This is a genomic window from Cupriavidus sp. 01L45 (assembly GCF_056399885.1).
The window spans coordinates 1-15486 of sequence record NZ_JBFTSG010000044.1; the positions used below are offsets into that span (position 1 = coordinate 1).

The 15486-nt window shown below is 68.7% G+C and carries 9 protein-coding genes; 2 read left to right on the plus strand and 7 right to left on the minus strand.

The genetic code is table 11. The features are described from left to right. Positions 1 to 1422: 1422 nt before the first annotated feature. Positions 1423 to 4242 carry a winged helix-turn-helix domain-containing protein gene (locus AC1DT6_RS26925; RefSeq protein WP_477115076.1) on the minus strand — a complete coding sequence of 940 codons (2820 nt, stop codon included), beginning with the start codon at positions 4240 to 4242 and terminating at the stop codon, positions 1423 to 1425. A 358-nt stretch (positions 4243 to 4600) separates the two neighbouring features. Between AC1DT6_RS26925 and AC1DT6_RS26930 the strand changes: the two genes are divergently transcribed. Beyond that, positions 4601 to 7285, plus strand: a complete 2685-nt coding sequence (locus AC1DT6_RS26930; protein ID WP_477103636.1) for a winged helix-turn-helix domain-containing protein — start codon at positions 4601 to 4603, stop codon at positions 7283 to 7285. Between the two features lie 246 nt (positions 7286 to 7531). Here the strand turns inward: AC1DT6_RS26930 and AC1DT6_RS26935 are convergent, their stop codons facing one another. Beyond that, the gene (locus AC1DT6_RS26935; protein WP_441635996.1) at positions 7532 to 7975 is read right to left on the minus strand and encodes a DUF3331 domain-containing protein; all 444 of its coding nucleotides are present in this window, start codon (positions 7973 to 7975) and stop codon (positions 7532 to 7534) included. Between the two features lie 57 nt (positions 7976 to 8032). After that, positions 8033 to 9031, minus strand: coding sequence for a helix-turn-helix transcriptional regulator (locus tag AC1DT6_RS26940; RefSeq protein ID WP_441635998.1), 999 nt, complete (start codon positions 9029 to 9031; stop codon positions 8033 to 8035). Between the two features lie 406 nt (positions 9032 to 9437). On the opposite strand from AC1DT6_RS26940, the gene AC1DT6_RS26945 reads away from it, so the two are divergent. Continuing rightward, on the plus strand, positions 9438 to 10124 hold the full coding sequence (locus AC1DT6_RS26945) for a hydrolase (protein ID WP_441636000.1): 687 nt from the start codon (positions 9438 to 9440) through the stop codon (positions 10122 to 10124). Positions 10125 to 10142: 18 nt separating this feature from the next. Here the strand turns inward: AC1DT6_RS26945 and AC1DT6_RS26950 are convergent, their stop codons facing one another. Genes AC1DT6_RS26950 through AC1DT6_RS26965 form a run of 4 tightly spaced genes read right to left on the minus strand, consistent with a single transcriptional unit; the run spans position 10143 to position 15403 of the window. Next, positions 10143 to 11297 (minus strand): FAD binding domain-containing protein, encoded by a 1155-nt coding sequence (locus AC1DT6_RS26950; protein ID WP_477103637.1) that lies wholly within the window; start codon positions 11295 to 11297, stop codon positions 10143 to 10145. Positions 11298 to 11355: 58 nt separating this feature from the next. Next, the gene (locus tag AC1DT6_RS26955; RefSeq protein ID WP_477115077.1) at positions 11356 to 13620 is read right to left on the minus strand and encodes a xanthine dehydrogenase family protein molybdopterin-binding subunit; all 2265 of its coding nucleotides are present in this window, start codon (positions 13618 to 13620) and stop codon (positions 11356 to 11358) included. Continuing rightward, the gene (locus AC1DT6_RS26960) at positions 13617 to 14126 is read right to left on the minus strand and encodes a (2Fe-2S)-binding protein (RefSeq protein WP_441636004.1); all 510 of its coding nucleotides are present in this window, start codon (positions 14124 to 14126) and stop codon (positions 13617 to 13619) included. Before AC1DT6_RS26960 ends, AC1DT6_RS26955 begins: the two co-directional genes overlap by 4 nt. Further along, a complete protein-coding gene (locus AC1DT6_RS26965; RefSeq protein WP_441636006.1) occupies positions 14123 to 15403 on the minus strand; it encodes a c-type cytochrome in 1281 nt (426 codons plus the stop codon). Before AC1DT6_RS26965 ends, AC1DT6_RS26960 begins: the two co-directional genes overlap by 4 nt. Between the last annotated feature and the right edge of the window lie 83 nt (positions 15404 to 15486).

The following is a 15486-nucleotide window of genomic DNA, read 5'->3' on the forward strand; positions in this document are numbered from 1 at the left end:
GTTCATTGGGGCTGTCTCCTGGGCTGGATGCGGGTGGGGCGCGTCAGCAGGTTGTTTTTTTGGGGTCCCGGGGGGTGGGTTTTGGTATGGCGTTACGGTAACGCTAAGAGGGGGTGGGATATAACCACCCGCGTTAGGTGGCTTTGCTTTTTTGGGGCCGCGTGTGGGGGGAACCGTTGTGTTTGCCGGGGGGTGGGGTTTTTGGGGGGGCGGCGTTGGTTTTTGCACCCAAGTGCGTACGACATCCCCCTGCGGGGGACGCCGGTCACTCTTCTTTGCCTCGGCAAAGAAGACTAACGAGAAGAAAGCCGACCCTGCCGGGGGCAGAGCAATCGCGGGTGCGCAGGGTGCTGGTTTCGTCGTATGGGCAGCGGTTCTGCTGGTATCTGCCGTTACCGGCTTGCAGGGCCTCGCAATGGCATGCCCATGGGTTTCGTGGTGGTGCCCCTGACCTCGTGTGCAGTGCCCATTCCCACATCTGCCGTTCGCGGTGCGAGGGTCTGCGCCGTTTCGGGTGTGGCTGGTTTCGTGGTTTTGTCTCGGAGAGCAGGCGCGGTGATGTTCGAGCGTGACCCTCGCGGACCGGTCCGCCATGCCCACCACGAAACCAAGGGCGTTGATAGCAAGGTGCCGCTCGCGCTGGTACGGCAGGGCATCAAATGGCTGGACGCTTGCCGCCAGAGACAAAACCACGAAACCACCGATGCGGGCGGGATCGTGGCGCTCGGCACCGCGAACGGCAGATGTGGGAAGGGGCACTGCACACGAGGTCAGGGGCGCCACCACGAAACCCATGGGGCACGCCATTGCGAGGCCCTTCGAGCCGGTTGGACACGCCAGCCAACACACAGGGCCGTACGACGCAACCACCGAGGCCCACAAGCCTGATTGCTCTGCCCCCGGCAGGGTCGGCTTTCTTCTCGTTAGTCTTCTTTGCCGAGGCAAAGAAGAGTGACCGGCGTCCCCCGCAGGGGGATGTCGTACGCACTTGGGTGCAAGATGCCAACGCCGCTATGCAAGCGCGGCCCTCGGCGGACCGGTCCGCGATGCCCACCACGAAACCAAGGGCGTTGATAGCAAGGTGCCGCTAGCGCCGGTACAGCAGGGCATCAAATGACCGGGCGGCTACCGTTAGAGACAAAACCACGAAACCACTACTGCAGGTAGGATCGCGGCGCTGCACATCGCGAACGGCAGATGTGGGAAGGGGCACCGAGCAAAGCGAATCAGGGGCCCCACCACGTGACCATTGGGTGATGCCATTGCGATGCCCTTCGAGCCGGTTGGGCACGCTAGCCAACACACAGGGCCGTACGACGCAACCACCGAGTCCCACAAGCCTGATTGCTCTGCCCCCCGCAGGGGGATGTCGTACGCTGTTGGGTGCAAAAACCAACGCCGCCCCCAAAAATCACATACGGTTTAACCCCCCCCACCCCCCAACTCCATATCCCGAACCCGAGCCACAGCCTCATCACGACTACTAACCCCAAGCTTGCGAAAAACATTCCGCAAGTGCCACTTCACAGTCTCCGGCGACAGCCCAAGCGTCCGCGCGATTTTCTTGTTGGGCAGCGCCTGCCCAAGCAACCGCACCACATCGGCCTCACGCTCGCTCAACCCTTCCATGCCGGCGGCATTTGCCGGCTGCCCATCGGAGGAGAGAGGAGACGTGTCCGGAACGGCACCCCCCAGCGCCTCCCGCGCGGAGCGCAGGCGTTCGACATAAAAAGCCAGCAAAGGGTCCGCCGCCTGCCCCAGTGTGATCTCACCGACCAGGTCAAGCCCCGCCGGATCCGCATCGAGCAGGCTGCGCACCAGCCCAAGCCGGTGCCCACGGCGCAAGGCCGCCAGCATCTGGTCGCGCGCGGCATCCGGCAGCCCGCGCCGGAAGTCGACCACCGCGCTTTGCCACTGCAACTGCGCCACCTGGCGCTGCCAGCCCCGCGCATCGCACAGGGCGATCAGCGGCGCCAGGCGCTGCGCCGCCCCGGCAAGGTCGTCATGCGCAAGGCACATCTGGATGCGTGCGCGTTCGGCCACCACCCGGATCTCATCGAGCGCGCTCGGCTGTGCGTGCGGGTGACGCGCATCGATGACCTCCAGGCGCGCCAGCGCGGCCTGCGYGGCGTCCGGATCGCCGCAAGACAGATGGCGCTGGACCTGGTCCCCCAGGCTATGGGCCAGCAAGCGATCCAGGCCACGTTGCGCCGCGTACTCTTCCAGCCGCTCCAGGTAGGCAAACGCATCGAGCTGATGCCCGGCCGCCCAGTGCGATGCCGACAGCGTTCGGAGCACCCGCAGCACCGAGTCGGGAATCGACACGCGTTCCAGCACGTCCACGCGGTCTTCCAGCAGCCGGCGCGCGCCCGCGATGTCGTTCTGTTCGTAGAGCACTTCGCCAAGCAGCGCGGCGGCAAAGTAGCCGGGTTCGGCCGCGGCGCTGCCGGCCTTGTCCGCCTCGAACAGGATGTCCCGGCAGATGCGCTCGACCTGGATCATCTTGCCCTCCAGGGCGAAGCTGAAACCGACCATGCAGAGTCCGTTCAGGCTGCCGCCGCTGGTGCCCAGCAGCGGCGCGCCTTCCGCCAGCAGCGGCGGCGCCTCGGCCTGGATGCGGCGCGCGCGCTCGTACTCGCCAAGGTGCATGTACAGCCACGAAAGCAGGTTGTTGCGCGCGCCGAGGGTGACCGGTTCGGCGTCGGCGGGCGCCTGCATTAGCCGGGGCACCAGCGCCAGCGCGCCATCGGTATCGTCGCATTGCACGGCCAGCCCGAAGCGCAGGATAGTGAGCCGGTAACTGGCCACCAGGTCGGTTTCGGGAATGTCGGCGAGCAGGCGCTCGATGCTCACCGCGCAGGCGTCGAGGTCGCGCGCGAAGATCTGCATCTGCAGGGTCATCAGGCGCAGCTTGATGCGCGCCTCGATCTGCTCGGCCGGCAGCAGGCGCATCAGCCCGATCAGCTTGCGCAACTCCCCCCGGGCGGTGAGCGTGCCGGCATATTGCTGCACGAGATCCGCGGCCGCGTCGGCTTCTCCCGCCAGCACGGCATGGCGCACGGCTTCTTCCAGCAAACGGTGCGCGCGGAACCAGTGCCAGGCGGCCGCATGCACGGCGCGCTGCTGTGCCTCGCTGCGCGCGCCGAAGCGCTGGAGCAGGGTTTCGCGCAGCAGCGGATGCAGCCGATACCAGGTTTCCCGGTCGGGCCCGTCGACGGGCGCGATGAACAGGTTGTCGTTGTCGAGGCGGGCGAGCAGGGCGACCACATCGGCGGAGCTTTGCGCCTGCTCGTTCAGCGCCACGCAAAGCGAGGCGCTGAAGCGCTGGCATGCCGCCGCGCGCACCAGCAACTCCGTCTCGGCGGGCGCCAGGCGCGCCAGCACTTCACGTTCGAAATAGCCGGCGAAGGCGCCGGCATTCTGCACATTGGCGCGCACGAAACTGTCGGCGCCGGACTGCGCGCCGCTGTGTTGCCGGCGCCGCTTCCAGTGCGTGGCAAACAGCTGCAGCCCGGCTACCCAGCCATCGGTCAGTTCGTGCAGCTGGCGCGCGTCGCGCGCGCTGATATCGCCGAGTTGCGCCTTCAGGAATTGCCCGGATTCCGCCAGCGTGAAGCGCAGGTCGCGCTGGTCCAGTTCCAGCACCAGCCCTTGGTCCCGCAGGCGGCCGAGCGATAGCGGTACGTTGCCGCGCGACGCCAGCACGATATGGAGGTTAGGCGGCGCGTAGTCGAGCAGCCATTGCAGCGACTCGTGCACGCGGGCGTCGGCAAGATGGTGCAGTTCGTCGAGCACCAGCACCAGGTCGCGCGGATGGCTGGCGATGCCTTGCACCAGCGCCAGCACGGTGCGCTCGACGACTTCCGCATCCATCCCGCGGCCGCCCAGCAACGCCGCCTCGCGTGTCATCGCGGTATCGACCTGGGCCAGGCTGCCCAGCAGGGCATCGAGCCAGCGCGCCAGTTCGTTGTCGTCGGCTGACAGGGTCAGCCAGGCAACATCGAAGCCTAGTGCGAGCAGCGCCTGGCGCCACGCCAGCAGCGTGGCGGTCTTCCCGCAGCCGGCCGGGCCTTGCAGCACGATCGCGCGGCGGCGCCGTGCCTCGGTCAGTTGCGCAAGCACGCGTTCGCGCGCCAGAACCCTGACCGTGTCGCGTGGCGGCTGGTGCTTTGTATTGCTGGTGGATTCCGGCGCCGCGCTGGCAGGCGGGCGAGCGCCGGGGGAGGAGGGGCTTTGCGGCATAGGTGACCGGTGCCTTCTTGTCTCCGAGCACTGGCCATGCCGGCCAGCGTCGATGTCAATCGAAATGGTGATGCATTGTACAGGCGGCCCGGCGCAATTCGGCCGGCGCGCCGGAGCGGCGTGTGCTCCGCATGCATCCCGCTCTTGCCTCGCTCGGGCAGTCGCCCAGCCACCCGGATCAGGTGGGCGGCCCCAAACCAGGGCTTGCGCCATGCATGGCTAGTATATATTTCGCGCAATCCCCGAAGCGCGCGTTCTCCCGCCCACGCGCCACGTCCGGACACCCGATATCCACCGGGACAGGCCGGCGGTCCTTTTCTCGCACCGCCTGGCCCGCATTGCCGAGAGCCGAATTTCGATGGAACGGTATCAACCTGCTCCCACTACCAAGCTGGCGCCGCCTCGCCTTGGCAGCCGCTCGATCCCGCGCGAAGACCTGCTTGCCGGCCTGCACGACGCGCGCCAGCGCAAGCTGGTGCTGATCACTGCCGGCGCGGGTTTCGGCAAGACCATCCTGATGGCGCAGTGGCGCCAGAAGCTGATCGGGGAGGGCGCCAGCGTAGCGTGGCTTTCGCTGGACGCCGAAGATGAAGCGCCGGAGGTGTTCCGCGCCAGCCTGCGTGCCGCCTTGCAGCATGCGCGGCTCGCGCCGCCATGGCAGGACGATGCGCTGGCGGCCCCGGAATCGCTGGCTGCCGGCTATATCCAGGCGCTGGCCGGCGCGCGCGAAGAGCTGTACCTGATGATCGACGAGTCCGACCGGACCAGCCATCCCGCCAGCCGTGCCTTGCTACAGGCCATCCTTGAGGCACGGTTGCCCAACCTCCACGTCGTCATGGCATCGCGCGAGGCACCAGCCCTATTGCTGGGCCGTCTGCGCGCAGTGGGGGAGCTAGGTGAAGTCGGCGGCGCGGACCTGGCATTTTCCTTCCGGGAAACGCTTGCCTTCCTGCAGGCGCATCTCGATGCGCGCGTGGGCCTGGACGCCGCCACGCGGCTCCATGCGCTTTGTGCCGGCTGGCCGATCGGGTTGCAACTGATGGCGGCCTCGTTGAAGGCGGGGCAGCGCAATCCGGTGCGCCTGCGCGCGCTGGCGCCCGATGCGGATAGCCTGCACGCCTACTTGTCGGAAGACGTCGTGGCCGGGTTGCCAGCGGAGTTGCTCAACTTCATGCAAGGCTTGTCGGTGCTGCCGCGCTTCAATGCGGCGCTGGCCGCCCATGTCACGGGCTCGGAGCATGCGGACGCGCTGCTCGCCGCTGTCGACGCGCGCGGCCTGTTCCTGTTGCCCGCGCAGGAGGACGACCAGGCCCGCTGGTACCGCTTTCATCCCATGTTCGCGGCATTCCTGAGCCAGCGCCTGGCATGCGGCCAGCAGGACGTGGCTGGCCTGCACCGGCGCGCCACCGGATGGTTCGTGCAGCAAGGGCGCTTTGCCGAGGCGATTCCGCATGCCTTGCTGAGCGAGGATTTCGATGCCGTTGTCCGCCTGATCGAGTGTTCGATGCCGGCCTTGCCCAGCGTGAGCCAGTTGCGGGCCTTCCGGCAGTGGGCCGAAATGGTGCCTCCCGCCCGGCTGGCGGCGCATCCGCGCCTGCTGCTGCTCGCCGCCTGGGCGAGCGCGGTGACGGCGCGGCCCGTCGAAGCCGAGCAATGGCTGAGCGCCCTGGAAGCCGTCAGGGCTGGCGCCGGCGGGTCGCGGCATGGCAGGCTGCTGCGCGCCGTGATCGCCATGCAGCGCGACGAAGTGGCGCTGCTGGACGGCACCCTGGCAACGCTGGAAAACGTCGCGCTGGGCCATCCGGCGCTGGAGCACATCAGGCTTGGCCTGACCGTGCGCAGCCTGACCGCGCGCGGCCGCCACGCGCAGGCGCGGGATATCCTGGGCTCCGCCGCCGCAAGCGCGATGCGTACCGGCACGGGCGAGCTGGCGCTGATGGCCAGGGCAAGCGCCGCCAGCGCGATCCTGCTGGAGGGCAATGCGCTGCAAGCCGAGCGCATGGGCACGGACGCGCTCGCAGAGGCGGAACGCCACCATGGCCGCCGCTCGGTCAGTGCCTGCTACTGCGCGGCAACGGTGGCCGTGGTCCTGTACGAACGCGACAAGACCGAGGAAGCACGGCAGGTGCTGGCGGATCGCCTCGACATGCTCAAGCTATCGTCGCCCGATGTGGCGCTGCGCGCCGCGCTGTGCCATGCGCGCCTGCAAGTGCTTGGCGGGCTGCCGCACGAGGCCATGGCATTCCTGAGCGATATGGAAGCGCATTTCCGCAGCCGTGGCATCTGGCGCGGGATGGCGCATATGGTGGCGGAACGGCAGCGGATCGTGCTTGCCGGCGGGGACTGGCGGCACGCGCAGTCGCTGCAGGCCACGCTCGACGGCCTGGCGCATGACCAGACGGGCGCGGAACCGCGCGCGGCCGAGATCGTGGCGATCGCAGCGCTGTCGCGTGCCAGGCTCCTCCTGGACATGGGCGAGGCGCAAGGTGCGCTGCTGGCGCTGGACGACGTCCGCGCCACGGCCACGGCACTGGGCAGGGAGGGGCTGATGGTCACCACCGATCTGCTGCAGGCGCTGGCGCTGGATGCGCTCGGGCGGCGCGACGAAGTGATGGCATGCATGGAGCCGGCGGTGGCCACGGCTTACCGGCTTGGCCTGGTGCGCACGCTGCTCGACGAAGGCAAGGGCGTTCGCGTCCTGCTGGGCTGCCTGCCGCGGCGCAGGGACTGCGCGCAGGAGGACTACCTTGCCGGCTTGCGGGGGATACCGCTTGCCATGCCCGCCGCCGGGCCCGATCGCACTGTCGCGGCGGCGCCGCAGGATGGCCTGACGGCGTTGTCGGACCTGACCAGGCGGGAGCGGGAAATATTGGGGCTGCTCGAGCAGTCGATGTCGAACAAGAGAATCGCGCTGGCGTTGAATATCAGCGAGTTGACGGTCAAGTGGAATCTCAGGCAGATATTCGCCAAGCTTGGCGTTTCGCGGCGCTACGATGCCATCGTGGCCGCGCGCAGGCAGGGGCAGCAGACGGGGGCTGGCTGACGGGGCTGCCGGTGCGATAGCGATCGTCATGGGTGACGCCTTCAATTCAGGTTCATCCGACTTTCGTGTGGGTCGATTCATCGCTGGGCTAGCTCCAGCACCGCCGTAGCTCCCCTCTCCCATTTCATGGGAGAGGGGAGCTAACCAGCGTTTTGCTGCAGGCCACTCGCACCCGCACGCACTACCCACACGAAAGTCCGAAGCCCCTCAATTCAAAGCAAAGTCGATGGTCGTCTCTTGCCTGCCTCATGCCGCCCAGGCATCCGTGTCGGCGGTCGGACGGGCCGCATGTAGCACCGACGCGAGGATCATGGCTTCGGCGTTGCGCGCCGGTGGCCGGCAGGGGCGCGGGCGGTAGACCGCCTGGCCCTTGGCGATGGGGAGGCCGCTGAGGGCGCACACGCCAGCCTCGCGCGCCGATACCGCAGCCCAGATCTGGGCGCCGTAGCGGCAATGGGTGGCATCACGCCAGCTGATCACCGCCAAGGTGGAACTGGTCCGCTCCACGATGCTGACGATGGCGGTGTGGCGGCGGTGCCGGGGGTCTTCCTCATCGGGCCAGGCGCTACCGGCGTACAGCTGGCAGGCTTGGCGCGCACGGAGCAGGCCGATGGCGCTGCCCCACGGGTCGGGGCGGTCCGCCTGCGCGGATGGGGTGGGGGATGTGGCGGGATTCGGGTGCGCAGGCATGCTCAGCTCCGGATGATGGAAGCGGACAGGATCGTGGGCAGCGTCATGGGCGGGGGCTCAGCCGGCCTTCGCAGTCTTGCCGGTCTTGACGCGCCAGCAATAGGGTGTATCGCCGACGAAGCGCTTGAACACGGTGGTGAAATGCGCCTGGGAGCGGAAGCCGCAGCGCAGGGCCACGTCGAGTACGTTGCCGTCGGCATGCCTCAGCAACTCCTGCGCATGTTCGATGCGCCGTCGCAGCAAGTATTCGTGCGGGCGCAGGCCGGTGGCACGGCGGAACTGGGCAGCGAAGTGCATCCGGGTCAGGCCCGCGCTGCCGGCGATATCGGCCAGGCCGATCGGGTCCGACAAGTGGGCGTCGATGAATTCCACCACCCTGCGCAAGCGCCAGGCGGGCAGCCTGGCCGGCACGCGCGCATCGGCGGCGACGCGGTTGAAGTGGCCGGCCACGATGCGCGAGACGATCGCCAGCCCGACGCTGTCGCAGAAGATGCGGCCCAGCCCGGGATCCTGCGAATGCGCCAGGGCGAGCGCCTGGCCCAGCCGTTCCATGGTCGGGTTGGTGACCAGGCGCGGGTCGCCTAGCAGCATGTCGCCGGCATGCGCGTGCCCGAACTGGTCGGCGTAGCACTCGGCCAGCACTGCCTGCGAGACGAACAGATGCAGCACGTCGCTGGCGGAGGTGAAGACCGCATTGACCGGCACACCCGGTGCGGTGATCTGCGCCGCGCCCGATGCGATGCGGCCATCGAACACCTGCCGGCCCGCCGAGGCGAAGCTGACCGACATCGAGCGCAGGCTCAGCCCGATGCAGTGCTCGCTGTCGTGTCCCGCATGGCTGACCTCGAGCGGCGTGGCGCCGGTGTGCGTCCAGCGCGACACCGGTACGCGGTCCCACTGCCGGGCACCGGCGTCGCCGCGCCGGGGCGCGCAGCGCCATTGGCGTTCCTCGCGGATGGGACCATCCGCGCAGGCCGGGGCGGAGGGCACGATGCGTGTCGGCGTCAAGGCCAAGCCGCTGATTGAGTCGAGATCGGGAGTCAGAAGGTCGTTCATGTTGGTTTGCCTGGTGGCGCGATGGGCCTCGCATGCTGCGTCGTGGCGCTATCAGCAAGGTACGCCACCAGGCGCCGTGCAACCAGACGTACATCGGGTTGCCCGGGACCTGATTTAGTCTGACAACGTCATACGATGGTCGTAGGACGTCCAGCCGCTGGCCTGGAAATACGCCACCGCGATCCGGCGGCAGATGGGAAAAGCCTTTGCCCGCGGGGTCATGGCACCGGCGCCCGCTACCTTCGCTTTTCGGGTTGGAATTAACATCAAAATAATTGAATAATTAATCCATGATTCCGCTCATCAGCGCCTCGGATGCTCTCGTATAGTTCGATCAATGGACGGCGCGGCGACAAAAAACCCCGCCCCATGAAGTTCAACCAATTTCAATGAGAGAGCGCAGATCATGTCCAATTCGAAACTCCAGGTGCTGACCCCGCAAAACAGCCAGCTGATCTTCATCGACCACCAGCCGCAGATGGCCTTCGGCGTGCAGTCGATGGACCGCCAGGCGATGAAGAACAATGCCGTGGGCCTGGCCAAGGCCGCCAGGATCTTCAGCATCCCGACCACCATCACCACGGTCGAGTCGGATTCCTTCTCGGGCTACACCTACCCCGAGTTGCTGGACGTGTTCCCCGAGCAGCCGACGCTGGAACGCACCTCGATGAACTCGTGGGACGACCAGAAGGTGCGCGACGCGCTGGCCGCCAACGGCCGCAAGAAGGTCGTCGTCGCCGGCCTGTGGACGGAGGTCTGCAACACCACCTTCGCGCTGAGTGCGATGAACGAGAGCGACTACGAGATCTATATGGTGGCCGACGCGTCCGGCGGCACCAGCAAGGAAGCGCACGACTACGCCATGCAGCGCATGGTGCAGGCCGGCGTGGTGCCGGTGACCTGGCAGCAGGTGCTGCTCGAATGGCAGCGCGACTGGGCCTGCCGCGACACCTACGACGCGGTGATGCAACTGGTCAAGGAACACTCCGGCGCCTACGGCATGGGCGTGGACTACGCCTACACCATGGTGCACAAGGCAGCGCAGCGCACCGCCACGCCCCACGCGTCGCTCGCGCCGGTGCCGGCGCGCTGAGCCGCGTCGCCGCGCCGGCTAGGCAGGCTGCACCACGCCCATGATGCGCCTGCCCAGCGAGATGCCCCACTCGGCCAGACGCTTGTCCGCGGCCCATTGGCTTCGATCCCATAGCGCGAGCGCGTCGTCGATGCGGTCCCCGCCGGCCTGCAGCGCGCGCGCCAGGGCCACGGCATTGGCTGCCGCCTTGCCCGCGCCCGCGCCGGTATGCGGTCGCGCCACGAAGGCGGCGTCGCCGAGCAGCACGGCGCGGCCGAAACGCATGCGCGGCGCCGCGTAATCCTGGATCAGTTGCAGAAAGGGATCGGGGGTCGATGCGACCAGCGCGGCGAAGACCGGCGCGAGGTCGTCCGCCGCGGCAAGCTGCAGCGCCTGGGCATCGGCATCCTTGACGGCGCCCGGGGGAAGCGAATGCGTGTGCTGTCGGCCATGGCGGTCCAGCAGCACGGCCGCCAGCGGTTCTCCGGCAGGCAGCGCGCGGTACCAGACCCAGTTCAGGCGCCGTTCGTTGTGACGGACCGACCCGTCCTCGCCGGGAATCAGGTAGGTCAGCATCTGCTGTCCCGGGCCGTCCTGGAAGGCAAAGGCGTCGACCAGCAGCGACCGGGCCCGCGCATCCAGCGCAGCCTCGGGCAGCACGCCGCGCCAGGCGACATAGCCGGCATAGGCGGGCACATCGCCGGGCAGCAACGCCTGCCGCACCGTGGACAGCGGTCCGTCGGCGCCGACCAGGAGATCCGCGCGCTCGGTGCGGCCGGAGGCAAAGCGGGCCGTCATGTGACCGGCCTCGTGGGCCAGTGCGACCAGTTCCTCGCCGGCATGGATCACGCCCGGATCGAGCGCGCCCTTTATCAGGGCATAGAGCCCGTTCCAGGCGATCTGCGTCTGCGGCATGTAGATGCAGCGGAGCACGCCGTCGCGGTCCAGGAAGATGCGGTCCTTCGACGGCACGCCGAAGCCGGGCGGGTGCGCCACCCCGGCAAAGTCCAGCGCGTCGAGCACGCCGGGCTGCAGCACGAGCCCGCCGCCGCGGCTGTCGAGCTGCTGCGGCGACCGCTCGAAGACATCGACATCCCAGCCGATCGCGCGCAGGCAGATGGCGGTAAAGAGGCCGCCGAGGGAGCCGCCGATCACGACGGCGCGGCAAGGTCTGGACGTGGGCATGGTGGTCATGGCGTTGAGGTTCAGGGGCCGGGCACCGGTTGGTGCACAGGGCGTGGCAAGCTCCGCGCTACGGCGCGATTTCGCTGCGCAGCCGCTCGCCGCCCAGCGGCATGTCGCGCAGGCGCTTGCCGGTGGCATCGAACACGGCATTGCCGAGGGCGCCCGCGGTGGGCCCCATCGCCGCTTCGGCCACGCCCAGGAACGGCGTGCCGGGGCGGTCGATCAGGTGCACGTTGATGGTGGTGGGCACGGCGGAAAAGCGCATGATCGGGTAAGTGCTCCAGTCGAAGCTGCCGATGCCGCCGGTGTCGAAGCGCAGCCGCTCGTACAGCGTCCAGCTCGCGGACTGCAGGATGCCGCCCTCGATCTGGTTGCGCACGCCATCCGGATTGACGATCTGCCCGCAATCGACGGCCACCTCGGCATGCTCGAGACGCACCAGGCCGGTGTCGCGCACCACCGAAATCTCCAGCGCGATCGCCACGTAGCCCAYCAGGTTCTTGTACCTGGCGAACGCGAAGCCGACGCCGCGGCCGGGCTTGCGGCCGCGCCCGGGCCAGCCGAACCTGGCCGCGGCGAGCTGGATCACGTCGCGCGCGCGCTGGTCTTTCATATGCCGCAGCCGGAACGCCACGGGGTCGGTGCTGGCCGCAGCGGCCAGCTCGTCCATGAAGCTCTCGATCGAGAAGACGTTCATGTGCGCGCCCAGCGAGCGCATCGCCGAGGTGCGCAGCGGCATGGTCGGCGAGAAGTGATTGACGATGTGCGAGGCCGGTAGCTGGTAGAGCGGAATCGCGTTGCGGTCGCCGCCGCCCTCGGGCTGCAGCATCGGGACCGAGGGCGCGGGAACGAAGGGTCTGGCCAGCTGGGTGGCGGGCAGCAGCTGGCCCGCGTTGACCACGCGCTCGTTATGCGAGCTGCTCCACAGCGCATAGTCCCAGCCGGCGATATGGCCGCCGGCATCGAGCGAGGCCTTGACCTCGGTGACCATGGCTGGCGTGTAGTGGTCCCACAGATTCTCCTGGTCGCGCATCCATTGCACGCGCACCGGCTGTGCGGGCAGGGCGCGGGCCAGGTAGGCGGCGTGCGCCGCGGCGTCGTCGGCGCCGTTGTGCCCGTAGCAGCCCGAGCCTTCCATGTGGATACAGCGCAGCTTGTCCTTGGGTATCGACAGCATCTCGGCCAGGCCGTCGCGCAGCGGGTAGACGCCCTGGGAGTGGGTCCATACGGTGAGCACGCCGTCCTGCATCTGCGCGACGGCGCACGAGGGGCCGATCGATCCGTGCATCAGGTAGTGCTTGGAATAGGTGGCGGCCAGCGTCCTGGCGCCTGCCGGCACTGCGCCTCGCGTGTTGGCGATCTCGATGTGCTGCGTGGAGATCTGCCTGAGCTGCGCGTTCACGTCGGCGGGGCGGGGCAGGGGGCGCCCCTTGCTCCAGCGGCAGGCGGCGCCGAGCGCTCGCTGCGCGAGCACCGCCTGCCATTCGCCCCTGGCCACCACGGCGAGCAGGTTGCCGTCGCGCACGACGGCGATCACGCCGGGCATGGACTTGACCGCGGCCTCGTCGACCGACAGCAGGGCGGCGTCATAGGCAGGCGGCAGCACCACGCGCGCATGCACCATGCCCGGCATGGCCAGGTCCTGGACATAGCCCGGCTTGCCGGTGACCTTGCCGGGAATGTCCAGCCGGGGCATCGACGTGCCGATCACGGAGAACGACTTCGGGTCGCGCAGCGGCGAGGCGGGTGTTGCCGCGCGGTGCAGGTTTACCGCTGGCAACAGTTCGCCGAACGACAGCGAGCGCCCGTCGCGAGCCGTGATGCGCGCATTGCCGACCGACAGCGACGCCGCATCGACACGCAGCTGCCGCGCGGCCGCGTCTGTCAGCAGCCCGCGCACCTGGGCCGCGGCGTTGAGCAGGGCGCTGCCGCTGTCGGCCATGGTGTGGCTGCCGGCGGTCAGCCCTTCGTCCGGCGAACGGCCGGTATCGGCGGTCAGGAAGGTGATCAGCGCGGGCACCATCTGCAGTTCCTCGGCCGCTACCTGGAGCAGCGCGGTGCGCACACCGGTGCCCAGCTCGACCTTGCCGGTGTACACCGTGACCTGGTTGTCGGGTGCGATCCTGATCCAGGCGTCGAGATAGGGGTTGGTCTTCAGGCTCCCCGCCAGCGCCTGGTATTGCCGCGCGACCTGCACGGCCGCGCCCTCGTCGGCCAGCACGGTCTGCGCCATGGCCTTGCGGCCCGGCAGCAGCGTGAAGCCCACCACCAGCGAGCCCGAGACCAGGAAGGCGCGGCGGCCCGGGTCGACGTCGCCGTCATCGCCGCTCATTGCGCACCCTTTTGGTTGCCCTCGGCCTTGACCCCGCCCGGGCGCACGGCGCCGGGCGTGCCGGCCACGGCGCGGATGGCCGCCAGGATGCGCATATGGGTGCCGCACCGGCACAGGTTGGGTTCCATGTGCGCCCGCAACTCGGCCTCGGTGGGATGCGCGTTGGCCTCCAGCAGGGCCTGCGCGCGCATGATCATGCCGGCGATGCAGTAGCCGCACTGCGCCGCCTGGTGGTCGATGAACGCCTTCTGCAAGGGGCCCGGCCGGTCGGCGGTGCCCAGGCTCTCGATGGTGCGCACCGGCCGGCTGCCGATCGATGCCACTGGCATCAGGCACGAAAACACGGGACGGTCGCCGACGATGACGGTGCAGGCACCGCACTGGCCCAGGCCGCAGCCGAACTTGGCGCCGTGCAGGTGCAGTTCGTCACGCAGTGCGTAGAGCAGAGGCGTGGACGGATCGATGTCCAACTGGTGGCTGGCGCCGTTGACGGTGAGCTTGATCATCTCGCTTCGTCCCCTTTCCTGAGGTTCGCTATGGTGTCCTGCACGCCGGTCCACGGCGGCTGCCGGGAGTAGGTGGCGCGCAGGTAGGCCGCCAGGTCGGCAAGCTGCCGGTCGTCGAAGGCCTGCGCGAACGCAGGCATGTAGTGCATGGCGTCCTCGCCGTTCCACGACACGCCCTGCAGCATCATCTGGATGGCGTTGCGCGGCGCGCTTGCGTTGACCGCGGAACTGGTGAGGAGGCTGGGGCGCCCGCCCACGCTTTGCATCGGCGAACCCGGGCCGTGGCAGGCGGCGCATGCCCCGGTGAACAGCGTCGCGCCGCGCGCGATGGCGGACTGGTCAGGCGCGGCCGCCGACACCGGCACCACGGCTGGCGCGGGCGCCGGATTCTGCAGCGACATCAGATAGGTCGCGATGGCATCGACGTCCGCCTCCGGCACGGTGGCCAGTTCGAGTGTGACCGGTAGCATCGGGCCGGCTGCCGCGCCATGCGCGCGGGAGATGCCGGTGCGCAGGTAGGTGGCGAGCTGCACCTTGGTCCAGGGCACTGGCCCGTTGACAAGGTGGTTCAGCGGCGGCGCTTCCCAGTTGTCCACCACGCCGCCGTCGAAGGCGAGGCCCCCTTTTTCCCCGCCGATCGCATTGAGCGGCGAGTGGCAGGCGGCGCAGTGGCCAAGTCCGTCCACCAGCAGGCGGCCGCGGTTCCAGGCTTCGTCTTGCGCGGGATCGCGCTGCGCTTCGCCCGGCCGCAGGAACAGCACGTTCCAGAAGGCAACCAGGGGCCGGAAGTTGAGCGGGAAGATCAGCGCATTGGCGGGTGGCTTGGCGGTCACGGGCTCGCGCCGCATCAGGTAGGCATAAGCTGCCTCGATGTCGCGGTCCGACATCCTGGTGAAGTGGATGTATGGGAACGCCGGGTAGAGCTGGTGGCCGTCGCGCGCGATGCCGTGCCGCATGGCGCGCGCGAAGGCGTCCAGCGACCAGTTGCCGATGCCGGTTTCCACGTCGGGCGTGATGTTGGTGGCGTAGATCGTGCCGAACGGCGTGACCAGCGGCAGGCCGCCGGCAAAGGGCTGGCCGCCCTTGGCCGTATGGCACACCGCGCAGTCGCCGAGCGCGACCACGCGGGCGCCCTCCAGCGTCAGCGCCCGGTCGAAGGAAGAGGGCGCCGGCGCGGGGATCGGCGCGATGGCCGGCTCCCACATGATGCAGGCCGCGGCCACCAGGGCAGCCGCCGCTGCCCCTGCCGCGGCGAGAATGACAGGCCGGCGTTTCATGCTTGCCCTGCCGGGAAGAGACGCCATTTCATTACGGTAGTCCTGGTGTCGATGGAGGCCCGTGGCACGCATCCCATGCATCG